This window comes from Mycobacterium sp. 1245499.0 (assembly GCF_001673615.1).
Taxonomy (GTDB): Bacteria; Actinomycetota; Actinomycetes; order Mycobacteriales; family Mycobacteriaceae; genus Mycobacterium; species Mycobacterium europaeum_A.
On the sequence record NZ_LZMG01000274.1, the window covers coordinates 1 to 25,999 of the forward strand.

Annotated in this window: 7 protein-coding genes; 3 read left to right on the top strand and 4 right to left on the bottom strand. The window is 68.2% G+C overall.

What is annotated here, in order from left to right; all coding sequences use genetic code 11:
* From A5646_RS16365 to A5646_RS16380, 4 genes are all read right to left on the bottom strand, one after another.
* Positions 1-2,531: amino acid adenylation domain-containing protein (locus tag A5646_RS16365; protein ID WP_156765627.1), on the bottom strand; the 2,531-nt coding region annotated here is incomplete at its 3' end.
* 622 nt (positions 2,532-3,153) lie between these two features.
* Complete coding sequence (locus tag A5646_RS16370; protein WP_067022699.1) at positions 3,154-10,803, bottom strand: non-ribosomal peptide synthetase; 7,650 nt, start codon at positions 10,801-10,803, stop codon at positions 3,154-3,156.
* The gene (locus A5646_RS16375) at positions 10,800-21,047 is read right to left on the bottom strand and encodes a non-ribosomal peptide synthetase (protein WP_067022703.1); all 10,248 of its coding nucleotides are present in this window, start codon (positions 21,045-21,047) and stop codon (positions 10,800-10,802) included. The genes A5646_RS16370 and A5646_RS16375 overlap by 4 nt, the downstream gene beginning before the upstream one ends.
* A gap of 43 nt (positions 21,048-21,090) precedes the next feature.
* Positions 21,091-21,321, bottom strand: a complete 231-nt coding sequence (locus A5646_RS16380; protein ID WP_066871596.1) for an MbtH family protein — start codon at positions 21,319-21,321, stop codon at positions 21,091-21,093.
* An 859-nt stretch (positions 21,322-22,180) separates the two neighbouring features.
* On the opposite strand from A5646_RS16380, the gene A5646_RS16385 reads away from it, so the two are divergent.
* The 3 genes from A5646_RS16385 to A5646_RS16395 form a co-directional block, all read left to right on the top strand.
* Positions 22,181-22,600: an MmpS family protein gene (locus A5646_RS16385; RefSeq protein WP_067022708.1), complete on the top strand. Its 420-nt coding sequence runs from the start codon at positions 22,181-22,183 to the stop codon at positions 22,598-22,600.
* Positions 22,597-25,488, top strand: coding sequence for an RND family transporter (locus A5646_RS16390; protein ID WP_067022706.1), 2,892 nt, complete (start codon positions 22,597-22,599; stop codon positions 25,486-25,488). The genes A5646_RS16385 and A5646_RS16390 overlap by 4 nt, the downstream gene beginning before the upstream one ends.
* 88 nt (positions 25,489-25,576) lie before the next feature.
* The coding region (locus A5646_RS16395) for an MMPL family transporter (protein WP_082984763.1) at positions 25,577-25,999 on the top strand (423 nt) is incomplete at its 3' end.

Below are 25,999 nucleotides of genomic sequence, written 5' to 3' on the forward strand. Positions count from 1 at the left end.
TGCTCATCGGCGCGCCCCCGATACCGCAACTGCCCATCGGGACCCCAGCACACCAGATCCCCAGTGCGATACATACGGGTGCCGGGTTGGCCGAACGGGCAGGCCACAAACCGCGACGCGGTCAGTGCCGCGCGACCCAGATAGCCGACGCCCACTCCGGCCCCGGTGATGTACAGCTCCCCCACCACACCCACGGGGACTGGGCGCAGCCACCCGTCGAGCACACAGAGCGCGGACCCCGATACGGGCGATCCGATTGGCGGCGCACCCGACCCCGCGATCAGGGGCACACTGTGGGACACCCACATGGTGGTTTCGGTGGGGCCATACACATTGACCATCACCCGGCCCGGCGCCCAGCGGTCCACCAGCTCCGGCGGACACGGCTCGGCCCCGATCACCAACGCCGTGAAATCCAACCCCTCGACCGACAGCATCCCGGCCGCCGACGGGGTCTGGGTCAACACCGTCACACCCTCACCCACCAGCAGGGCGTGGAACTCCTCAGGCGAGCGGGCCACCACCTCGGGAACCACCACCAACCGACCACCATGCAGCAGCGCCCCCCAGATCTCCCACACCGAGAAGTCGAAGGCATACGAGTGGAACTGCGTCCACACCTGCTCGGCCGACAGCTCGACCCCGATATCCAGATCGTCGAAGAGCTGCGCAACGTTGTGATGGGTGACCGCAACGCCTTTGGGCACACCCGTGGTCCCCGACGTGTAGATCACATGCGCCACATCAGCCGGCGACGGCCCCGGCGGCGGGGTGCTCGGCTGGTCCGCCACCGCCGCATCTCCGACATCGACGACCACCCCACCAAACCCCCCGAGCCGATCCACCAGCTCGGCGGTGGTGACCGCGACCCTCGGGGCGGCATCGGTCAGCATGAACTCCACCCGCGCATCGGGCAACCCCGGGTCGATCGGCAGATACGCCGCCCCGGACTTGAGCACCGCCACGATCGCCACGATCGCCTCGGCCGACCGCGACAACAGCAGCGCCACAACCCCACCCGGGCCCGCACCGGACTCGACCAGCAGATGCGCCAACCGATTGGCCGCCTCGTCAAGCTCCCGATAAGACATGGACCGGTCCTCGAACGTCACCGCCACCGCGTCCGGAGTCCGCGCCACCTGCCCGCCGAACAACTCCACCACCGACGCCGGCACCACCGCACGACCCAACGCCGACGCATTGCCCCACGCGGCCAGCCGGGCGTGCGCGTTCTCGTCGATCACATCCAGCGCCAGCAGCGGCCGGGTCGGGTCAGCCGTCATCGCAACCAGTAGCCGCTGCAGTAGCGCGGCAAGGTCGGGGGCGTCGAGGCCAGACCAGGGCGCCCACCTGCCCGCGGTGCTGAGGAAGAGTTGGTCGCCGTCACTGGTGAAGATGAGGCCGAAGCCGTCCGCCTGACCGGAATTCGTGTAGGAGGCCGAGGCCGTGACACCGCCGAAGGGCAACGTGAATGCCGACGGGATGAAGTTGACGCTGACCCGCTCCGGCGACTTCGTCAGGCCGCGGACCTTGCGCTCGAGCGCGTGCACCGGGAATCGCTGGTGCGCTACCGCCTCGTCGATGCGCGCCTCGACGTGTTTGCAGAACTCGGCGACCGTCGATGCCGGCGCGGCGGTGATCACCAGCGGCACAACGCCGGCAACCATTCCGGGAAGCGTCTTCAACTCCGGGCGCACGCGGCGGCTGACCGGGAAATCGAGCACCACCTCCGGACCGTCGGGGCACCAGCCGCGGACCAACAGGGCGCAGGCCGCGGTGATGACCGACGTCTGGGATACGCCCCACACGTCGGAGAACCGGTGCACCCGGCGCACCACCCCGGGGTCCAGCGCCACCGGAGCCGACGGCCACGGATTACGCTCCCCCGCGCCGTCGGAAACGCGGTGCTGCCCGTCGCGTTCGGGCGGCAGGTTCGCCAGCCAGTAGGCCTCGTCATCCCGGTACTCGGCGGATGCCTCGTAGCGAGATTCGCAGTCGACCAGCTCGCGCAGTGAGCCGAAGACGGCCGTCGGGATGGGTCCGGCGGACACGATCGCGGAGTAGATGGCGGCGATCCGATGGCCGACCAGCCCGACGCCGGTCCCGTCGATCACGATGTGGTGGCAGCAGGCGAACAAGAAGTACTCGTCGCGCCGGGTCTGAAAGAGAACGAACTTGAACAGCGGCTCGGTGAGCGGCATGGGCGTTCGCTGGATGGCCAGCGCTCTGCGCCGGGCTTCTTCGACGGGCTCGGGCAGGTCGCTCAGGTTGTCGAACGTCAGCTCGACGTTCGGGTTGTCGATCGGGCGCTGGACGACGTCGCCGTCGACCTCGACGAAGGCGACCCTGGTCGGTTCCGCTTCGTGCACGGCTTGCCGGATCGCCCACTGCAAGGCGTCGCGCTGGACCGTGCCGTTGATCCGCACGAACAGTCCCAGCTGCCACTCCGTGTCGGAGTGACCCGTCTGCTGCGCAAGCCATAGGTCTAGCTGTCCGCGAGTGAGCGGAAGCGTTCGGCCGTCAAGCTCCATCCATCTCCCCAACCACAGGGCGTTCCTTTCAACCCCCCGGTTGAGTGGGGCCGCTCGGGCGGGCGTTCGGGCCGTAGCCCGGTGCGCTGCTGCTCGAGGTAGCCCCGGCACTCGGCGCGGTCTACTTCGCGGCGCTTCACCCGGCGATCGGGCGTAGCGTCGGCAAAGACCGACCGCAACCTCGGTTGCCGCTCGTCGTTGGCCGGGACGACTGGGCCGGGAAGCGTCGCCGCCACAACACGGTTGACGCTCCCCACTCCGATGACGCCGTAGTCAACATGAGTGCAACAGTTTGGAAGGCTAATAGACGACCACCCCGTTGGTCCAGGGTTATCCAAACTTGATGTCCTGTGAATCCCCCAAAAGAATGGTTTTAACTCAGCCTTCAGGCCTTGATACATACCTCAAGTACTGGTTAAGATTCTCTCAGCACCATACGGTATGGCATGTTTTTGGGGGGGTTTTGGCGTTGGTCGCCACGCACTGCGGCATAGACCGTTATCGCCGCGTTATAGGCGATCAGGTCCCCGCCGCCGGTACCCGACCATCAAAACGAATCGCGCATGACGCAAAAGCGGCGTGGCCCGGAAGGACCACGCCGCTTTCGGACTCCCCGGAGGGATTACAGCAAACCGAGCAGCTGCAGATCGGTGACGTACTTGACGATCACCGGCGCGCTCACATGCGGGATGTCGTTGTCGGAGCCGACCTTCGCTTCCTGCACGGCGGCGCGGAAGCGATCCGTCGGCGCGAAGGCGCCCCGGGCCGGTTCGGCGGGTTGCAGGTTCTTCGGGTCGCGCAGCAGCAACATCAACATCTGCAGCACCGAGTTCTGCCGCTGCCGCTCCGGCAGACCCCGCAGGCCGGTCTCGAAGCGTTGCAGCCACTCGCCGAAGTCGTCGACGCGTTCGATCGGGTAGCCCGCTTCGATCAGCCAATCGACGTATTGGTCGAGGCCGATGCCGTCGTCGTGCGGGTTCATCACGTGGTACGTCTCGAACCCGTCCATCACCTGGGCGCCCAGCTTGGCGATCGCCTCGGCGACGAACTCGACGGGCAGGCCGTCGAAGTGCGCGCTCTGCCGGTTGCCATCGGCGTCGAGCTGATAGAACGACTTGGGCGCGACGCCGGTGGCCACGACGCTCAGGATCATCCGGGTGAAGATGTCCGCGACGTTGAGCTGGCCGGCGTAACTGGTGTCGGCCAGGATCATGTCGGAGCGGAACACCGAGACCGGCAGCCCGCACAGGTCGTGCGCCTCGCGCAACAGGACCTCGCCCGCCCACTTGCTGTTGCCGTACCCGTTGGCGTAGCCGCCGTCGATGACGCGGGTGGCGCTGATGACCCGGATGTCGGCGTCCTCGGTGAACGCCGCCGGGTCGATCTGGCGGCCCACGTCTGAAGTCGACACATATGCGTACGGCTTCTTCTTGGTGGTGAGCGCCAACCGGATCAGCTCCGCGGTGCCCCCGACGTTGGGGGTGAACAGCTCGTTGTAGGGCAGGACGCCGTTGACGACGGCCGCCGAGTCGACGATCAGGTCGACGGTGTCGGCCAGCCGCTGCCAGGTCGCCTCGTCCAGGCCGAGGTTGGCCTGGCCCTTGTCGCCGGCGACGACCTGCAGGTGCTCCTCGGCCAGTTCCTGGAAGTGCGCCAGCAGTTCCGGGTCGCCGCTGTTGAAGGTCTTCTCCAACCGGGCCCACGCGTCCTCGTCGGACTTGGCCCGCACCAGGCAGATCAGCTTGCCGCCCACGACTTCCAGCTGCTCGAGCCATTCGAGCACCAGGTAGCGGCCCAGGAACCCGGTGGCACCGGTCAGCAGGACCGTCCGGACCTCGGCGCTCGGCCCGGGCAGCGTCGGCGCGGTCGACAGCGTCGTCGCGTCGATGAACTTGTCCAGGGTGAGGTCGCGGGCGTGCACCTCCTTGGCGTCGGCGCCGTGCACCGCCGCAAAGCCGGGTCCGGCGGCGCCCTCGGTGTCGGCCCCACTGGTGATCCGCTGGCTCAGGCTGCGGACCGTTTGCGAGTCGAACAGGGTGCGCACCGACAGCGCGCCGTCGACGGCGGTGTTGATCTCGGCGATCACCCGCATCGCGGACAGCGAGTCCCCGCCCAGCTCGAAGAAGGAGTCCTCGACCGACACCCGGTCCATGCCGAGGACGCGGGCGAAGACGTCGGCGACGATCTCTTCGGTGGGGTCGCCCGGCGCGACGTACTCGCCGCCGCGCTTCTGGTACTCCGGTGCGGGCAGGGCGCGCCTGTCCAGCTTGCCGTTGACCGTCAGCGGCAGCGCGTCCAACACCACCACCGCGGCCGGCACCATGTAGGCGGGCAGCCGGTCGGCCAGCTGGACGCGGATGCCGACCGGGTCGGCGGTTCCGGTGATGTAGCCGACCAGGCGCTTGTCGCCGGGGCGGTCCTCGCGGGCGATCACCGCGGCCTGCTCGACGCCGTCGAGCGCGGCCAGGGCGGCCTGCACCTCACCGAGCTCGATGCGGTAGCCGCGCAGCTTGACCTGCTCGTCGGCGCGGCCCAGGTACTCGAGCTGACCGTCGCGGCCCCAGCGGACCAGGTCGCCGGTGCGATACATCCGCGAACCCGGGCTGCCGAACGGGCAGGCGACGAAGCGCCCCGCCGTCAGGCCGGGCCGGCGTGAATACCCGGTCGCCACACCGTGACCGGCGATGTACAGCTCGCCGACGACACCCTCGGGTGCCGGGCGCAGCCACCGGTCCAGCACGAACAGCGCGGCGCGCGGCACCGGCGAACCGATGGGCGCCGATCCCGTGCCGCTCTTCAGCGGCGCGCTCATGGCCGCGTAGACCGTGGCCTCCGTCGGGCCGTAGGCGTTGATCATCACCCGTCCCGGCGCCCACCGGTCGACGACCTCGACCGGGCAGGCCTCACCGGCAACCACCAGCGCCGTCGACTCCAGGCCCTCGGGCGAGAGCATGCCGACCGCCGACGGGGTCTGGCTCAGCACGGTGACCTGTTCGGCGACCAACAGCGCGTGCAGCTCGTCGGGCGCGGCCGCGACCGACTCGGGCACCACCACCAGGCGGCCGCCGTGCAGCAGCGCGCCCCAGATCTCGTGCACTGAGACGTCGAAGACCAGTGAGTGCCACTGCGCCCACACCCCCGCCTCCGGCAGGTCGGCGTGCAGCGTCTCCACCAACTGCGCGACGTTCGCGTGCGTGACGGCCACACCCTTGGGGACACCGGTGGTTCCCGAGGTGTAGATGACGTAGGCGATGTTGTCCGACGACGGCATCGGCAGCGCCGTGCCGGGCTGGTTGGCCAGCGCCGGGTCGTTGACGTCGATGACCGTCGGGCTGCAGCCGTCCAGCCGCTCCCGCAGCGCCGAGGTGGTGACCACGGCGACCGGCTCGGCGTCGGTGAGCAGGAATTCGATCCGGGCGGCCGGCAGCGCCGGGTCGATCGGCAGGTACGCCGCCCCGGTCTTGAGCACTGCAAGGATGGCGACGATCGCGTCGGCGGACCGCGAGAACAACAGCGCGACCCGCTCGCCCGGCCCGGCGCCCTCTTCGGTCAGCAGGTGCGCCATCCGGTTGGCGGCCTCGTCGAGGTCCCGGTAGGTCATCGTGCTGCCGTCGAAGGTCAGCGCCGGTGCGTCCGGGGTGCTGGCCACCTGGGCGGCGAACATCGCGGGGATCGACTTGGCGGTCGGCGGCTGGCTCAGCACCGCGCGGTTGCCGCGCTCGTCGAGCCAGGCGTGCTCGTGCTCGTCCACGACGTCCAGCGACATCAGCCGTCGGGTCGGATCGGCCGTCATCTCGGACAGCACCCGCTGGAACCGCTCGGTCAGCTTCTCGATGCCGCCCGCGTCGAACACGTCGGTGTCGAACTCGACGCGCAGGCCGAGTTCCCGGCCCGGCAGCGCCATCACCGACAGCGGGTAGTGGTTGTACTCGCGGTTGGTGACATCCGTGATGGCCAGCTCGTGGAAGCCCAGCGGCACGCTGGTGTCGATCGGATAGTTCTCGTACAGGAACAAGGTGTCGAACAGCGCGTCGTGACCGGTCACGTGGTGGATGTCGCTCAGCGCCAGGTGCTCGTGTTCGAGGGTGTCGTTGTGGTGTTGCTGCAACTGCTCCAGCACGTCGGCGACGGTGGTCTCCGCGGTGATGCTGGCCCGCACCGGCACGGTGTTGATCAGCAGACCCACCATGGACTCGGCGCCGATCAGGTCGGCCGGCCGGCCCGACACCGCGGTGCCGAACGCGACGTCATGCTGGCCGGTCAGCCGCATCAGTAGCTGCGCCCACGCGGCCTGCAGCACGGTGTTGACGGTGGTGTGGCAGGTGCGGGCGAGCTCGCCCAGGGCGCGCGTGGTCTCCGCGGACAGCCGGTAGGACTCAACGGCCCGCCGGCCCAGCCGCATCCGGCCGGCCGGTCCCACCAGGGTGGGGGTGTCGAATCCGTCGAGCACCTGCCGCCACGCGGCTTGCGCGGCCGTGCGATCCTGGCTGGCTAGCCAGGTCAGGTAGCTGCGGTAGGTGGCCGGCGCGGGCAGCTGGTCCCCGTAGTAGTTGGCGAGGATCTCGCGCAGCAGGATGGGCAGCGACCAGCCGTCCATGACGATGTGGTGGTTGGTCAGCACGAACCGGTACCGGTTGTCCGCGGTGCGGATCAGCGCGGCGCGGAATGCCGGCCGGTTGGCCAGATCGCTGACCGCGGCACGTTCGGCGGCGCACAGCTCCTCGACCCGCTGTTCGGGGTCCAGATCCTCGGCGCCCAGCTGGATGTACCGCCAGGCCATGACCGGGTCGGCCGGGATGACCTGGACGGGCTCGCCGAACTGCGGGCAGAACCGGGCCGCCAGGTTGGGGTGGCGGTTGACCACGGTGTGCACCGCGTCGTGCAGGCGGTGCGAGTCCAGCTCGCCGGTCACGGTGATGCCGAGCTGCACCGCGTAGACGTCGTCGCCCGGGTCCTGCGCGAAGCTGGCGTGGAACAGCAGGCCCTGTTGCAGCGGCGTCAGCGGCAGGATGTCGGCGACCTGGTGCTGCTTGCTCAGCTCGTCGATCTGGCGCTGGTTCAGGCGCGCGGGTGCGATGTCGGACGGGGTCAGCCCGCCGCCGCCGCCCTGCACGTGGGCGCAGATCCCGGTGAGGGCCTCGAACCACAGCTGGCTGAGCCGGCTGATCTGCTCGCGGTCCATCGCCGAGGCCGCCCACGTCCAGTTGGCGTGCAGGTGCGGGCCTTCCTCGGTGTCCATGGTGCCGGCGTTGAGGTCGACGGTGTGCATCAGCGGCATCGCGACCGCCGCGGCCGCGCCGCTCAGCGACAGGCTGTCCGGGCTCAGCCGCCACAACTCGCCGGGCAGGTCGGCGGCCGCGCCGAGCCGTCCCAGGTAGTTGAAGCCGATCACCGGGTCGGTTCCACCCAGGTCGATGTCGGGGTTCAGGTAGCGCAGCAGGCCGTAGGTCAGCCCGTCGGGCAGGGCACGCAGCTGCTCCTTGGTGGCCTTGACCGCCGCGCCCAGCGCGTCGTCGCCGGCGACCACGTTCGACCAGTCCAGGCCGTCGACCGTCAACGACACCGGGTATTTGGTGGTGAACCAGCCGACGGTGCGGGACAGGTCGACGTGCGGGCCCAGCTCTTCCTGGCGGCCGTGGCCCTCGACGTCGATGCCGATCGGCGTGCTCTTACCCAGGAACTGCGTCCAGGCCATCCCGAACGCGATCAACAGGATGTCCTGCACGCCGGCGTGGAACGCCGCGGGCACCTCGCCCAGCAGCAGCCGGGTGGTCTCGACGTCCAGCGACACCGAGAGCTGCTCGGCGGTCTGGTAGGTGTCCTCCTCGGGGCGCACCGCGGGCAGCACGGCCGGGGTGGCGACGACCTCGCGCCAGGCGTCGGCCTGCTCGACCACCTCGGGGCTCAACGCGTGCTCGGCGAGCAGCGAGGACCAGCGGGCGAACGAGGTGCCGCCGGCGGGCAGCGCCACCGGCTGGCCGCGGTGGTGCTGCGCCCAGGCGATGTTGAGGTCCTCGATCAGGGTCCGCCACGACACGCCGTCGACGGCCACGTGGTGGATGATCAACGCCAATTGACTTGTCTCGCTTGCCCAGACGGCGCTCACCATGATTCCGGCGCCCGGATTCAGCCGGGACCGGGCCGCCACCAGCGTGGTATCGGACAGCTCGTCGACGGTCTGCAGGCAGTCGCCGGCCTGCACGGTGCCCGGTTCGGGCGCGTGCAGCGACCAGCCGCCCTCGCCGTCGTCCTCGACGCGCAGCCGCAGCATGGGGTGCCGGTCCAGCAGGGCCTGCAGCACGACGACGACGTCGTCGGAGGTGACGCCCGCGGGAGCGGCCAGCACCATGGTCTGGTTGAAGTCGTCGATCGGGCCTTGCACGGTTTGCAGCCAGTGCATGACCGGGGTGGCCAGCACCGGCCCGATCCCCTCGTCGACCACGTCGTCCTGGTCGGCGCCGTCAGTGGCCACGCGGGCCAGCCGGGCGACGGTCTGTTCGACGAACACGTCGCGCGGGCGGCACATCACGCCGGCCGCGCGGGCGCGGGCCACCACCTGCATCGACAGGATGCTGTCGCCGCCCAGATCGAAGAACGAGTCGTCCACACCGACCCGCTCCACACCCAGCACCTGGGCGTAGATGCCGGCCAGGATCTCCTCGGTGTGGTTGCTGGGGGCGCGGTACTGGCCGCCGCGCTTGTGGTACTCGGGCGCGGGCAGGGCGCGCTTGTCCAGCTTGCCATTGACCGTCAGCGGCAGGCTTTCCAGCACGACGACCGCGGCCGGGACCATGTAGGCCGGCAGCCGCTTGCCCAGCTGGGTGCGCAGTTCGGTCGGGTCGGCGGTCCCGGTGATGTAACCCACCAGGCGCTTGTCGCCGGGGCGGTCCTCGCGGGCGATCACCGCCGCCTGGTCCACGCCGTCCAGCGCGGCCAGCGCCGACTGGATCTCGCCGAGCTCGATGCGGTAGCCGCGGATCTTGACCTGCTCGTCGGCGCGACCAAGGTACTGCAACTGGCCGTCGGCGCCCCAGCGGACCAGGTCACCGGTGCGGTACATCCGCGCGCCCGGCCCGCCGAACGGGCAGGCCACAAAGCGCGAGGCCGTCAATCCGGACCGGCGGGCGTAGCCGGTGGCGACGCCGCGGCCGGCCACATACAGCTCACCGACCACGCCTTCCGGCGCCGGCCGCAGCCACTTGTCCAGCACGAACAACGCCGCGCCGGGAACCGGCGAGCCGATCGGCGGGGCCCCGGAGTCGCCCGCCAACGGCGTGCTCATCGCGGCGTACACGGTGGCCTCGGTCGGGCCGTAGGCGTTGATCATCACCCGTCCCGGCGCCCACCGGTCGACCACCTCGGCCGGGCAGGCCTCACCGGCCACCACCAGGGCGGTGTCGTCCAGGCCCTCCGGCGAGAGCATGCCCACCGCCGACGGGGTCTGGCTCAGGACGTTGACCTTCTCGGCGACCAGCAGGGCGTGCAGCTCATCGGGTGAGCCGGCGACGGACTCGGGCACCACCACGAGGCGGCCGCCGTGCAGCAGCGCGCCCCAGATCTCCCAGACGGAGACGTCGAAGACCAGCGAGTGCCACTGCGACCAGACCTTCCCCGGCCCGGTCGGCAGATCGGCGTGCAACGTCCGCAGGAACTCGGTCACGTTGCGGTGGGTGACCGCGACGCCCTTGGGGGTTCCGGTGGTGCCCGAGGTGTAGATCATGTACGCGATGTCCTCGGGCGCCGGCCCGGGCAGCTCGCTGCTGGGCTGGCCGTCCGCCGCGGCTTCGTCGACGTCGATGACGGGCAGGTCGAATCCGTCCAGCCGGGTGCGCAGGCCGGCCGTGGTCACCACCGCGATCGGTGTGGCGTCGCCGAGCATGAATTCCATGCGCGCGGACGGCAGCGCCGGGTCGATGGGGAGGTAGGCGGCCCCGGTCTTGAGCACCGCGAGAATCGCGATGATCGCCTCGGCCGAACGCGAGAACAGCAACGCGACGCACTCACCCGGGCGCGCGCCCTGCTCGGCCAGCAGGTGCGCCAGGCGGTTGGCGGCCTCATCGAGCTCGCGATAGGTCAGCGAGCGATCGCCGAACGTCAGCGCCACGGCCTGAGGGTCACGCGCCACCTGCGTCGCGAACACCTCGGGGATCGATTTCGGAGATTTGACCGGCTTGGTCAGGACGGCGCGGTTACCCCACTCATCGAGTCGGTCGTGCTCGCCGCCATCCAGCAGATCGATCGACAACAATCGCCGTCCCGCACCGACGGTCATGACTGCTCCTCCAAGTCCACGGTCATGGCTTCCAGCACCCGCCGAAATCGCTCAACTAGCTTCTCGATCCTCGCCTCGCCAAACACGTCCGTATCGAACTCGACGCGAAGACCTATTTCGTGGCCTGGCACAGCTTGCACCGAAAGCGGGTAGTGGTTGTATTCCCGATTCGTGAATCCACTAATAGTTAACTCGTCCACGGCCGATAGCGCGGCAGTATCGATGGGATAGTTCTCGTACACGAACATTGTGTCGAAAATTTGGTCATGTCCCGTTACACGATGGATTTCATTCAGTGCTAAATGCTGGTGGTCCAGGGTGTTGGTGTAGGCGCGTTGCAGCTGGTCAAGCAGGTCGGCGATGGTGGTTTCGGCGCCGATCGTGGCCCGCACCGGAACGGTGTTGATCAAAAGGCCCACCATCGCGTCGGATCCGGCCAATTCCGTCGGTCGACCCGAAACCGCTGTGCCGAACACCACATCGTGCTGCCCGGTAAGCCACATCAGCAGCTGCGCCCACGCCGCCTGCAACACCGTGCTGACCGTCGTGCGGCACGAACGGGCCAATTCGCCCAGCAAACGACTGGTCTCCGCGGACACTGCGAACTCGGCGACGCCGCGCGGGCCGAGCCCGGTGCGGCCCGACGGCCCCACCAGCGTGGGGGTCTCGAAGCCCTCGAGCACCTCGCGCCACGCGGCCTGCGCGGCGGCCCGATCCTGCTCCGAGAGCCAGGTGATGAAGCTGCGATACGGCACCGGCGCCGGTAGCCGCACCCCGAAGTAGCTGGCGAAGATCTCCTGCAGCAGGAGCGGCTTGGACCAGCCGTCGAGCACGATGTGGTGGTTGGTGAGCACGAATCGGTAGGTGTTCTCCGCGGTGCGGATCAGGGTGCCCCGGAACGGGGGCTGCCCGGCCAGATCGCAGACGGCGACGCGTTCGGCGGTGGACAACCGGTCCACCTGTGCTTCGACGTCGTCGCCGGCGTCCAGCTCGACGTACTGCCAGGCCAGCTCCGGGTCGGCCGAGAGAACCTGCACCGGCTCCCCGAAGTCCTCCAGGAAGCTGGCCACCACGTTGGGATGGCGCGTGATGACGGCGTGCACCGCCTGGCGCAGCCGCTCGGGGTCGATGGCACCGGTGACCGAGATGTCGAGCTGCACGGCATAGAGGTCTTCGGATTCTTCGCCACCCTGGGCGGTGCCGGTGTGGAACAACAGCCCCTGCTGCAACGGCGTCAGTGGCAACACGTCGGCGATCTGGTACCGCTGCTGCAGTTCGTCGAGGTCGCGCTGGCTCAGGCGGGCGGGCGCGACGTCGGACGGGGTCAACCCGCCGCCGCCGTTGCGCACGTGCGCGCAGATGCCGGCGAGTGCGTCGAACCACAGCTCGCTGAGCCGGCTGATCTGCTTCTCGTCCAGCGCCGAGAGCGCCCAGGTCCAGTTGGCCTGCAGGTGCGGGCCGTCCGCGGTGTCCATGGTGCCGGCGTTGAGCTCCACCGTGTGCGGCAACGGCAGCGCCACCGCGCCCGCCGCGCCGGCCATCGCGAAGCTGTCCGGGGCCAGCTGCCACAGCTCGGCGGACAATTCGGCGGCGCCGCCGCCGAGCCGACCCAGATAGTTGAAGCTGATGACGGGATCCGGATCATCCAGTGCCGCTTCGGCATTCAGGTAGCGCAGCAGCCCGTAGGTCAAGCCGTCCGGCAGGGCGCGCAGTTGTTCCTTGGCGTCCTTGACCAGCCCACCCAGCGCCGCGTCCCCGCCGACGACCTGGCCCCAGGACAGCCCACCGACCCGCAGCGACACCGGGTACTTCGCGGTGAACCAGCCGACCGTGCGCGACAGGTCCACCCGCGGGCCCAGTTCCTCGTTGCGTCCGTGACCCTCCACGTCGATGGCGATCGGCGCGCCGGTGCCCACGAACTGGGTCCAGGCCAGTCCGAACGCGATCAACAGGATGTCTTGCACACCGGCGTGGAACGCCGCGGGCACCTCGCTGAGCAGCAGCCGCGTGGTCTCGACGTCCAGCGACGCCGAGAACTGCCCGGCCGTCAGGTAGGTGTCCTCGGGCTGGGCCTGCGGCAACACCGCCGGCACGGCGGCCACCTGCCGCCACTCCTCCAGCCGCTCGACCACCTCGGGGCGCCGCGCGTACTCGTCCAGCAGCGACGACCACCGGGCGAACGAGGTGCCGCCCACCGGCAGGGCCACCGGCTGCCCGCTGTGGTGCTGCGCCCAGGCGATGTTGAGGTCCTCGATCAGGGTCCGCCACGACACGCCGTCCACCGCCAGGTGGTGGATGATCAACGCCAATTGCTTTGTCGCACTTGCCCATACGGCACGCACCAACACGCCGTCGGCCAGGTTCAGCCGCGACCGCGCGTCGACCAGCGCCGCCTCGGACAGCACATCGACCGACTCCACGCAGTCGCCGGCCTGGATCGAGCCCGCCTCGGGCACCTCGAGCGACCAGCCGCCGACGCCGTCGTCCTCGACGCGCAGCCGCAGCATCGCGTGCCGATCCAGCAGCGCCTGCACCACCACCGGCACGTCGTCGAAGGTGACCTCCGCGGGCGCCGCGAGCACCATGGTCTGGTTGAACTGCTCGACGGGGCCGTCCATGTCCTGCAGCCACCGCATGATCGGCGTGGCCACCACCGGCCCGAGCCCCTCGTCGACGACGTCGTCGTCACCGCTGGCCACCGTGGCGACCCGCGCCAACCGGGCCACCGTCTGCTCGACGAAGACGTCGCGCGGGCGGCACACCACCCCGGCCGCCCGGGCGCGGGCCACCACCTGCATCGACAGGATGCTGTCGCCGCCGAGGTCGAAGAAGGAGTCGTCGACGCCGACGCGTTCCACGCCGAGCACCTGGGCGTAGATGCCGGCCAGGATCTCCTCGATCGCGCTCACCGGGGCGCGGTAGCGGTCGGCGTCGGAATATTCCGGCGCTGGCAGCGCGCGGGTGTCCAGCTTGCCGTTGACCGTCAGGGGCAGCGCCTCGAGCACCACCACCGCCGAGGGCACCATGTAGCTCGGCAACCGCTCGCCGAGCTGGGCGCGGACCTCGGCCGGGTCGGCCGTGCCGGTGATGTAGCCCACCAGCCGCTTGTCGCCGGGGCGGTCCTCGCGGGCGATCACCGCCGCGTGCTCGACCCCGGACAGCGAGGCGAGGGCGGCCTGGATTTCGCCGAGCTCGATGCGGTAGCCGCGGATCTTGACCTGCTCGTCGGCGCGGCCCATGTATTGCAGCTGACCGTCAGCGCCCCACCGGACCAGGTCACCGGTGCGATACATCCGCGCGCCGGGTGCCCCATACGGGCAGGCGACGAAGCGGGTGGCCGACAGCCCCGGCCGCCCGACGTAGCCGGTGGCCAGCCCGCCGCCGGCGACGTACAGCTCACCGACCACACCGACGGGCACCTGACGCAGCCAGCCGTCCAGCACGAAGAAGGCGAGGTTGGCCAGCGGCACCCCGATGGGGCTGACGTTGCTGTCGACGTCCCCGTCGACGATCTCCCGGAACGAGGCGTGCACCGTCGTCTCGGTGATGCCATACATATTGATCATCCGGGGCAGGCCGGGATGGCGGTGCAGCCACGTCGACAACCGCTGCGGCTCGAGCGCCTCGCCACCGAAGACCACCGTCTGCAACTTCAGCTGCTCACCCAGCTCGGGCGCCAACGCATCGGCGCTCTGCAGCGCATAGAACGCCGACGGCGTCTGACTGAGCACACTCACCTGCTCGCGAACCAACAACGCGTGCAAGTCCTCAGCCGAGCGCACCACGGCATCCGGCACGATCACCAGACGCCCGCCATACAGCAAGGACCCGAAGACTTCCCACACCGAGAAGTCAAACGCCAGCGAGTGACACTGCGTCCACACCTGGCCCAACCCGAGCTGAGCATCCAGTGTCTCCAGCAACAACGTCACGTTGTGGTGCGGGATGGCCACACCCTTGGGGGTTCCGGTGGTTCCCGAGGTGTAGATGATGTAGGCGATGTTCTCCGGGGCCGGCACCGGCAGGGCCGTCGTGGGCTGGCTGCCCACGGCGGGGTCGTCGATGTCGATGACCAGGCCGTCGAAGCCGTCCAGCTGTGGCCGCACCTCGGCGGTGGTCAGCGCGGCGATCGGCGCAGCATCACCGAGCACGAACTCCAACCGCGCCGCCGGCACGCTCGGGTCGATCGGCACATACGCCGCCCCGGTCTTCAGGACGGCGAAGATCGCCATCACCGCTTCAGCCGAGCGTGGGATCACCACCGCGACCCGCTGACCCGGCCCGGCGCCCCGCTCGGAAAGCAAGTGCGCCAACCGGTTTGCCGACTCTTCGACCTCGCGGTAGGTCCACGACCGCTCGCCGCAGGTGATCGCCACGGCGTCGGCGGCGCGGCCCACCTGGGCGGCGAACAACGCCGGAATGGACGCGGGTGCCCGCCGCCGCTGGGTCAGCATGGCCCGGTTGCCCCAGGCATCGAGCCGCTCGTGCTCGGCGGCGTCGAGCAGGTCGATCGACGAAAGCCGTTGCGCGGGATCGGCGGCCATCGAGGCCATCACCTGACGCAACCGGTCGATCAGTGTTTCGACGGCGGACGCATCGAACACCTCGGTGTCGTACTCGACGCGCAGGCTCAGCTCGTGCCCGGGCGTGGCCACCACGGAAAGCGGGTAGTGGTTGAACTCGCGGCTGCTGAACTCGGTGACCGCCAGCTCGTTGACGCCCAGCAGCGCACCGGCGTCGATCGGGTAGTTCTCGTAGAGGAACAGCGTGTCGAACAGTTGGTCGTGTCCGGTGACGCGATGAATCTCGTTGAGCGCCAAGTGTTCATGCTCGAGCGTTTCGGCGTGGGCGCGCTGCAGCTGCTCCAGCAGATCGGCGACGGTGGTCGCGGCGGCGATGTCGGCGCGCACCGGCACGGTGTTGATCAGCAAGCCGACCATGGCGTCCGCGCCGGCCAGTTCGGTGGGCCGGCCCGAGACCGCGGTGCCGAAGGCCACGTCGTGCTGGCCGGTCAGCCACGTCAACAGTTGCGCCCACGCGCCCTGCAGCACGGTGCTGACGGTGGTGCGGCTGGAGCGGGCCAGTTCGCTCAGCGCGCGGGTGGTGTCCGCCGAAACCGTGTAGGTGGCAACGGCGCGCCGGCCGATCTTGCCCGGCGGCGCCACCAGCGTGGGGGCTTCGAAGCCGGCGAGGGCTTCGCCCCAAGCCGCTTGGGCGCCAAGACGATCCTGCGCGGCCAGCCACATCAGGTAACTGCGGTACGACGGCGGCGCGGGCAGCCGCTCGCCGTAGTAGCCGGCGAACACTTCGCGCATCAGGACCGGCAGCGACCAGCCGTCGATGACGATGTGGTGAATGGTCAGCACGAACCGGTGCCGGTCGGGCGCGGTGCGGATCAACGCCGCCCGGAACGGGGACTCCCCGCCCAGGTCGCAGACCGCGGTGCGCTCGGCCGCGGCCAGCTGCTCGACCTGCGCGTCGACATCGCCGCCGTCCAGCTCGATGTAGTTCCACGCCATCACCGGCTTGGCCGGGATGATCTGCACCGGCTCACCGAATTCGTCAATGAAGCGGGCCGCCAGGTTGGGGTGGCGGTTGACGACGGTCTGCACCGCCTCGCGAAGCCGTTGCGCGTCAAGGGAACCGCTTACGGTGATGGCGAGCTGCACCGCGTAGAGGTCTTCGAGTTCCTGCGCGAAGCTGGTGTGGAAGAGCAACCCCTGCTGGACGGGGCTGAGCGGCAACACGTCGGCGATCTGGTGCGCACGGCAGAGCTCGTCGATCTGCTGCTGATCCAGTCGGGCGGGGGCGATGTCGGACGGGGTCAACCCGCCACCACCGCCGCGCACGTGCGCGCAGATGCCGGTCAGCGCGTCAAACCACAATTGGCTCAACCGGTTTACCTGCTCGTCGGTTAGCGCCGACGGCGCCCACCTCCAGTTGGCGTGCAGGTGCGGGCCGGCCTCGGTGTCCATGGTGCCGGCGTTGAGTTCCACGGTGTGCGCCAACGGCATTGCCACCGCGGTGGCCACGGCCGCCGACGACAGGCTGTCCTCGCTGACCCGCCACAGGTCCTCGGAAAGGTCGGCTCCCGCGGCCAGCCGGCCCAGGTAGTTGAACCCGATCACCGGGTCTGCGCCCTGCAGGTCGACGTCGTCGTTCAGGTAGCGCAACAGTCCGTAGGTCAGGCCGTCGGGCAGGGCGCGCAGCTGCTCCTTGGCGTCCTTGATCACCGCACCCAGTGCGGCCTCACCGGCGACCACCTGCGACCACTTCAGGGGGCCGTTGATCTTCAGCGCCGCAGGGTATTTGGTGGTGAACCAGCCCACCGTGCGCGACAGGTCAACGCGTGAGGCCACCTCTTCGTGGCGGCCGTGCCCTTCGATGTCGATACCGATCGGCGCGGCCTCACCCAGGAATTCGGTGAACGCCAAGCCGAACGCGATCAACAGAATGTCTTGCACCCCAGCGTGAAACGCCGCGGGCACCTCCCCCAACAGCAGCCGGGTCGTGTCGACATCCAACGATGCCGACAACTGACCGGCCGTCGCGTAGGTGTCCCCCGGCCCGGCCGCAGGCAATGCCGCCGGCGTGGCTGCCACCTGCCGCCACGCGTCGGCCTGCGCGGCCACCGCCGGCGTCTGCGCGTAGTCGGCCAGCAGCGAAGACCAACGGGCGAAAGACGTTCCTGGCACCGGCAGTTCCACCGGTTGGCCGTTGTGATGCTGGGCCCAGGCGATGTTGAGGTCTTCGATCAGGGTCCGCCACGACACGCCGTCGACGGCAAGGTGGTGAATGACCAACGCCAATTGGTTTGTCGCGCTTGCCCATACCGCGCTCACCAGTATCCCGTCGGCGATGTTGAGCCGGCCGCGAGCCTCGACCAAGGCCGCGTCGGACAACGCGTCGACCGCACGCACGCAGTCGCCGGCCTGCACCGACCCCCCCTCGGGCGCCTCGAGGGACCAGCCGCCGGCGCCGTCGTCCTGCACGCGTAGCCGCAACATGGGGTGGCGGTCGAGCAGCGCCTGCAGCACCGCCGTCACCTCGGCTTCGGTCACTCCGGCCGGTGCCGACAGCACCATGGTCTGGTTGAACTCGTCGATCGGGCCGTCGATGGTCTGCAGCCAGCGCATGATCGGGGTGGCCACCACGGGCCCGATCCCCTCGTCGACCGCGCCGAGCTCACCGTCGGCGGCGACCTCGGACACCCGCGCCAGGCGGGCGACCGTCTGCTCCACGAAAATGTCGCGCGGGCGGCAGATCACGCCGGCCGCGCGGGCCCGCGACACCACCTGCATCGACAGGATGCTGTCGCCGCCGAGGTCGAAGAAGGAGTCGTCGACGCCGACGCGTTCCACGCCCAGCACCTGGGCGTAGATGTCGGCCAGGATCTCCTCGATGGCGTCGGCCGGGGCGCGATATTCACTCGCGGCGTACTCGGGCGAGGGCAGGGCGCGTTTGTCGAGCTTGCCGTTGCCGGTCAGCGGCAGGGTGTCCAACACCATCACCGCGGTCGGGACCATGTAGGGCGGAAGCTTGTCGGCCAACTGGGCGCGCAACGCGGCCGGGTCGGCGGTGCCGGTGATGTAGCCGACCAGCCGCTTGTCGCCGGGGCGGTCCTCGCGGGCGATCACCGCGGCCTGGTCCACTCCGTCGAGGCCGGCCAACACGGCCTGGATCTCGCCGAGTTCGATGCGGTAGCCGCGGATCTTGACCTGCTCGTCGGCGCGGCCCAGGTACTGCAGCTGCCCGTCCGGACCCCAGCACACCAGGTCGCCGGTGCGGTACATCCGCGCGCCGGGACCGCCAAAGGGGTTGGCCACGAACCGCGTTGAGGTCAGCCCGGCCCGGCGCACATAGCCGTGTCCGACGCCGCGGCCCGCCAGGTACAGCTCGCCGACCACGCCGGCGGGCACCGGCTGCAGCCATTTGTCGAGCACGAACATCGCCGCGCCGGCTATCGGGGAGCCGATCGGCACCACCGAGGACCCGGCCGTCAACGGCTTGCTGATCGACGCGCACACCGTGGTCTCCGTCGGGCCGTACGCATCGAGCATCACGCGTCCGGGCGCCGCCCACCGATCGACCACGTCGGTCGGGCAGGCCTCACCGGCCACCACCAACGCGGTGGACTCCAGGTCGTCGGCCGGCAGCATCGCCACGGCCGACGGAGTCTGGGTCAGCACGCTGACTTTCTCCGCGACCAGCAGCGCGTGCAGATCCGCCGGGGAGGACGCCACCGATTCGGGCACGATCAGCAGCCGCCTGCCCCGCAGCAGCGCGCCGAAGATCTCCCAGACGGAGAAGTCGAAGGCCGCCGAGTGGCATTGGGTCCACACGTTGCCCTTGGGCAGGCCGGCGTCGAGCGACTCGATCAGCCAGGTGACGTTGAGATGAGGAATCGCAACGCCTTTGGGGGTTCCGGTGGTTCCGGAGGTGTAAATGATGTACGCGGTGTTCTCCGGCGCCGGCAGCGGCAGCGCGGTGCCGGGCTGGCTGTCGACGACCGGGTCGTGGACGTCGACGACCAGGACGTCGTGGTCGTCGAGCCGCGAGCGCAGGTCCGCGGTGGTGATCACCGCGCTGGGCCCCGCGTCGGCGAGCACGAAATCCATCCGGGACGACGCGTGCGCCGGGTCGATCGGCACGTAGGCCGCGCCGGTCTTGAGCACCGCCAGCATCGAGACGATGGCGTCGGCGCAGCGGGGGAACATCACCGCGACGCAGTCCCCCGGCCCGATGCCGTGACCGGCGAGCAGATGGCCCAACCGGTTGGAGGCTTCGTCGAGTTCGGCGAAGGTCAGGGCGCGGTCACCGAAGGTGACCGCCACCGCGTCGGGCGTGTTCTGCACGTGCTCGGCGAACGCCTGGGGGATCGACACGGGGTCGGGCACCGGCTCGTGCAGCGCCGGCCGGTTGCTCCACTCGTCGATGCGGGCGGGCTCGTCGGGGGTCAGCAGATCGATCGACGACAGCGGCCGGTCCGGGTCGGCGGTCATCTCCTCGAGGATCTGCTGCAGCCGGCCGGCCAGGTCGGCGACGCCGAAGCTCGCGAACGGCTGGCCGGGGCCCGCCGTGCTGAGGAACAACTGGTCGCCGGCGCCGAGGAAGAAGAGGCCGAAGTGCCCGACCGGGCCGTGGTTGGTGTACGACGCGGTCGCCGGGGAGCCGGCGAGGTCCAGCGTCAGGCGGGACGGGATGAAGTTGATGCCGACCCGATTCGGGGCTTGCCGCAGCCCGTCACCCTCCAGGGTGTGCACCGGGAAACGCTGATGCTGCAAAAGCTCGCGGATCCGCTTGTCGACGTGCTTGCAGAAGTCGGCGACGCTCGACTGGGGCTCGGTCGTCAGGACCAGCGGCACCACGCCGGCGAGCATCGCGGGAAGCGTCTTCGATTCGGGACGCACCCGCCGGCTGACCGGAAAGTCGAGCGCCACCTCCGAACCGCTGCCGGACCACCCGCGCACCAGCAGGGCGCATGCGGCGGTGGTCACCGAGAACCGGCGGATGGCCAGCTTCTTCGACAGCTCCTTGATCCGGTTGGCAACCGAGGGGTCCAGCTGCACCGAGGCCGACGGCGAGTAGTGGTCTTGCTCCCCGGTGGCGGTGGGCAGCCGGTCGACGGGCCCGCTCTCCGGCGGCAGGTGCTCGCTCCAGTAGGCCTTGTCTTCGGCGTAGTCGTCGGAGGCTTCGTAGCTCGACTCGAGGTCCACCAAATCCTGCGCCGACCCGAAGTAGGCGTCGGGGATCGGCTTGCCGGCCACCATCGCCGAATAGATGGTTGCCACGCGGCGGCAGACCAGGGCCATGCCCAGACCGTCGATGGCGATGTGGTGGCAGCAACCAAACAAATAGAATTCCTCGTGCCCTGTTTGAAAGAGCACGAACTTGAACAGCTGGCCGTTCAGCGCCATCGGTGTGCGCTGGATGGCGGAAGCCCTCTCGCGGGCTTCCTGTACCGGGTCGGACGCGTCCCTCAGGTCGTCGAGCGTCAGCTCGACATGCGGGTAGTCGACCGGTTTCTGCACCACCTGGCCGTCGACCTCGAAGAACGAGACCCTGCCCGGCTCGGCCTCGGCGACCGCCTGGGTGATTGCGCGTTCGAGGGCGTCGTGGTCGACGGTGCCGTCGATTTTGACCAGGAGACCGAGCTGCCATTGGGTGCCGGCGAACCCGGCTTCTTGGGACAACCAGATGTCAAGCTGACCGCGCGTTAGCGGAAGTGCCCGATCTTCCTCCATCGACTCCCCCAAGTCTCCGCCGCCCGCCCCATACCCCTGCTGCTTACTGCTCAAAACCCCGACCCGTTGCGAGCTTGTCGCGCAGGCTCTTCGGCCGAATGTCAGGCCAGTGCTGCTCGATGTACTCCAAACACGCAGCTCGGTCGGCTTCCCCGTGTACCACTCGCCAGCCAGCTGGAACATCGGCGAAGGCCGGCCACAAGCTGTGTTGCTCCTCGTCGTTCACCAAGACGAAAAAGCTGCCGTTGTCGTCGTCGAAGGGATTGATGCTCACAATTCTCCAGGATGCATAAGTGGACATGAGTGGAACAGGTCCAAACCATAGTTGAGCCCCAAAGTGCTCGTCCGTGGTTTGGACAAAGTTCCCGGTGTGGCCTAGCAGGCTGTTGACGCCGTCGAGTGCGTGGCGTGCGGTGGGGCCCCGATGCCCCTAAAAGCGTTGCAATGACCTGCTTCAATGGCGTGGACTGCGCGATATCGCTATTGGGGCAGGCACCTTCTTCAGGCCGATGAAGTTTTTGTGCTTAGCGCCACATAGCTTAGCCGAACCTGTGGGGCGCCGGAAAATCACCACGAGGCGAACGGCCCGGCTCCGCGTGGATCCTTGAACCATCTGTGCCAGTGACACGTACGGTGTGTTGTGCTTAGGTGGCGGTGCGACGGGCGGGAGTCCTCGGGCGGATTCGTGATCAGGGAGATGTCGTGCATACCCGATAGGCATTACGATCCCGCATCGCGTTGACAAAGCACTGATACGGAAGCGACTGCCGTGGTTTACTCATCAAGACCTGGTCGCGCTCCCCGAGGGCGGGACCCGCAAGAGGTGAAAGAAAAACGGCTGGTCGGCGGCGGGCCTGGCATTCGGAGCGCCGTCACCTGGGGCGATCGCGGCCGATGTGTAGTTGCATGGCCGGGGGCGAACACCGCGCGGGCGCGACGGTGCGGCTGAAGGGGGTGCAGTGGTCGAATCGGAGGTACGGGCCCGGCCCGACAACACCATCGCGGAAGGACGAGACATTAGCCAACGCGGTTTCCTGGGCTTTGGTCGTCGATCGTCAAAAGAACCCGAGCAGCAACGCGGCCCTGCCAAGGCTCGGCCGAGAACTAAAAGGGGACCCGGGCTTTTCGGTTTCCTGGGCCGGCTGTGGATCCCGCTGGTCATCGTGGCCGTCGTCATCGCCGGAGGCATGACCGTCTCGCGGCTGCATGGTGTCTTCGGCTCCGAGAAGCGCCCGACGTACGCCGAGTCCCGGCAGCAAGACACCAAGCCGTTCAATCCCAAGCACGTGAAGTACGAGGTTTTCGGCCCCGCCGGCTCGATGGCCGACATCAGCTACTTTGACGCCAACGGCGAACCGAACCACATCAACGGCATCGAGCTGCCGTGGACGTTCGACATCTCGACGACGTTGCCGTCGATCGTGGGCAATGTGGTCGCGCAGGGCAATAGCGATAGTCTCGGCTGCCGCATCGTGGTCGACGGTGTCGTCAAAGCCGAGAGGATCTCGCACGAATTGAATGCCTTCACCTACTGCGTGTTGACGGCAACATGAGCGCGCCCCCATTGGAGACCCGGCCCGCCGCGCGACCACGGATCGCGCGGCTCATCCATCGCTTGTCGGTCCCCATCATCTTGGGCTGGTTGGCGGTCGCCGTCCTCATCAGCATCGGCGTCCCGTCGCTGGAGCAGGTCGAGGCGGAGAATGCGGTATCGCTCAGCCCGCTGGGCGCGCCATCCTTCAAGGCCATGGAACGCCTTGGCCAGGACTTCAAGGAAAGCAACTCCGGCGCCCTGGCCATGATCCTGCTGGAGGGCCAGCAGCAGCTCGGCGACGACGCGCACAAGTATTACGACCGCCTGGTCAAGCTCCTCGAAGACGATCATCGGCACGTGCAGCACGTCCAGAACTTCTGGGGCGATCCGCTGACCCGCGGCGCCGCGCAAAGCCAGGACGGCAAGGCCGCTTACGTCCAGGTGAACCTGAACGGTAACCAGGGTGCGGCCGCGGGTGACGAGTCCGTGGCCGCGATCCGCAAGATCGTGCAGGACGCTTCGCCACCACCTGGTCTGAAGGTCTATGTCACGGGGCCCGCGCCCATCGTCGCGGACATGAATATCGCGGGTCAAAAGACCGTTATGCTGGTGACGCTGGCGAGCCTTGCGGTGATCTTCTTGACCTTGTTGCTCGTCTATCGGTCGATCGTCACGGTCATTCTGCTGTTGTTGATTGTCGGCCTGGAATTGCAGATCGCGCGCGGGATGGTCGCGCTGCTCGGTCATCTCGGGGTGGTCGGCCTCACCACGTTCGCCGTGAACCTGCTGGTCGCCGCCGTTATCGCGACGGGTACCGACTACGGCATCTTCTTCGTCGGCCGATATCAGGAGGCGCGGCAGACCGGCGAAAGCCGGGAAGAGGCCTTCTATACGACGTTCAACAGCGTCGCCAAGGTGGTCTTGGCCTCCGGCTTGACCATCGCCGGCGCGGTGCTCTGCCTCAGTTTCACCCGGCTGCCCTATTTCCAGCCGCTGGGCATCCCCTGTGCGGTCGGTATCTCGATCGCGGTCCTGGTCGCGATCACGCTGGGGCCGGCCCTTATCGCCGCCGGGGCGCGGTTCGGCCTGTTCGAGCCGCGGCGGGCGCTGTCGACCCGCAGGTGGCGACGGATCGGCACGGCGATCGTCCGGTGGCCCGCGCCCATCCTCATCGCGTCCTTGGCCGTCGCGCTGATCGGGCTGTTGGCCCTGCCGAATTACCGGCCCAGCTATGACGACCAGAAATTCATTCCGGCCAGCATCCCCGCCAACGTCGGGTACGCGGCCGCGGCCCGCCACTTCCCCGGTCAGCGCATGTCGATGCCCGAGATTCTGTTGATCGAGACCGATCACGATCTGCGCAATCCGACGGACATGCTGGTGATCAACAAGCTCGCCAAGGGCGTTCTGGCCGTCCCGGGCATTGCGACCGTGCAGACCGTGACCCGCCCCGAGGGAGTTCCGCTGCAGCACACCACGATTCCGTGGATCGTCAGCATGGGCCAGGCGAGCCAGATGCAGAACATGGCGTTCCAAAAAGACCGCATGGACGACATGCTCACCCAGGCCAACGAGCTGGGGAAGATGATCGGCATGATGCAGCACATGCTGGACCTGATGAGAGAGCTTGTGGCGACGACGCATCACCTCACCCAGACCACGCATGAGATGCAGGACATCACGTCGGACCTTCGCGATCATATTTCGGATTTCGAGGACTTCTTTAGACCACTCCGTAGCTATTTTTATTGGGAAAAGCACTGTTACGACATTCCGGTTTGCTTTTCGTTGCGGTCCATATTCGATACGCTCGACGGCGTCGATTTGATCAGCGACAAGCTCAAGGACCTGGTAAACAATCTTGATCAGATGGATGCGTTGCTGCCGCAGCTGGTCATGCAGATCCCGCCCATGATCGAAACCATGTCGGGCATGCGCAGCATGATGCTGACCATGCACAGCACCATGTCCGGCGTCATGGGCCAGATGGATTCCAGCGCAAAGGATCCCAGTGCCATGGGGCAGGCTTTCGATGCCTCCAGAAACGACGACTCGTTCTATCTGCCGCCGGGGATCATCAATGGCTCTGATTCCTTCAAGCGGGTTGAGAAGGTGTTCATGTCGCCGGACGGCAGGGACGTTCGTCTGCTCATCTCGCAGCGGGGAGACCCGGCGACACCCGAGGGCCTCGCGCGGGTCGAACAGATCAAGACGGCGGCCGAGGAATCGCTCAAGGGCACTCCCCTGGAAAATGCCAAGATTTATCTGACCGGCACCGCGGCAATCACCAAAGATCTGGTGGACGGCTCCAAGTTCGACCTGTTGATCGCCGGCGTAAGCGCGCTCTGCCTCATTTTCATCATCATGCTGATCATGACGCGAAGCTTTATCGCCGCCATGGTCATCGTCGGCACGGTGCTCCTCTCGCTCGGCGCGTCCTTCGGGCTGTCGGTGCTGGTATGGCAGTACCTGCTGCACATGCAGCTGCACTGGACCGTGCTTTCCACCTCCGTGATCGTGCTGTTGGCGGTGGGTTCCGACTACAACTTGCTACTGGTCTCCCGCATGAAGGAGGAACTGGGCGCCGGGATCCACACCGGCATCATCCGCGCGATGGGCGGTACCGGAAAGGTCGTGACGAACGCCGGCCTGGTGTTCGCGTTCACGATGGGATCGATGGTGGTCAGCGATCTACGCAGCATCGGGCAGACGGGTACGACGATCGGGCTGGGCTTGCTGTTCGACACGCTGATCGTGCGGGCGTTCATGACGCCTTCCGTCGCCGCCTTGCTGGGACGTTGGTTCTGGTGGCCACAGCTGGTGCGCCCCCGCCCGGCCAGCACGATGCTGCGGCACACCGGCCCGCGTCCGTTGGTGCGTTCACTGCTCCTGAAGCAGCCGCAATAGGTGGCGGCTTCCACTTCAGGATGGGAACAGCAACCGTGGGGAACACTGTGACACAGGGCAATAGCGTCGTCAGCCTGTCGAGGGCACTATGACCTCGCACCCACCCCGGCCTTCGCGCTTCGCGCGGTCCATCCGCCACCTTGCGGTGTTCATCATCATCGGGTGGGTGGCGCTGACCCTGCTGGTGACGTTCGGGGTGCCGCGGCTCGAGATTGTGGGCCAACAGCATTCGGTTCCGCTCGCCCCCCAGGACGCGCCGGCGGTGCAGGCCATGCAGCGCATGGGCAAGGACTTTAAAGAGTCCGACTCGGACAGCTTCGCGATGCTGGTCTTGGAGGGGCAACAGCCGCTTGACGACCAGGCACACGCCTACTACGACAAGCTGGTCGGTGAATTAAAAAGCGACACAAAGCATATCGAGCATGTGCAGGACCTGTGGGGCGATCGCCTCACCGCGGCGGGCGCCCAGAGCCCGGACGGCAAGGCCGTCTATGTGCAGCTGAACCTGGCG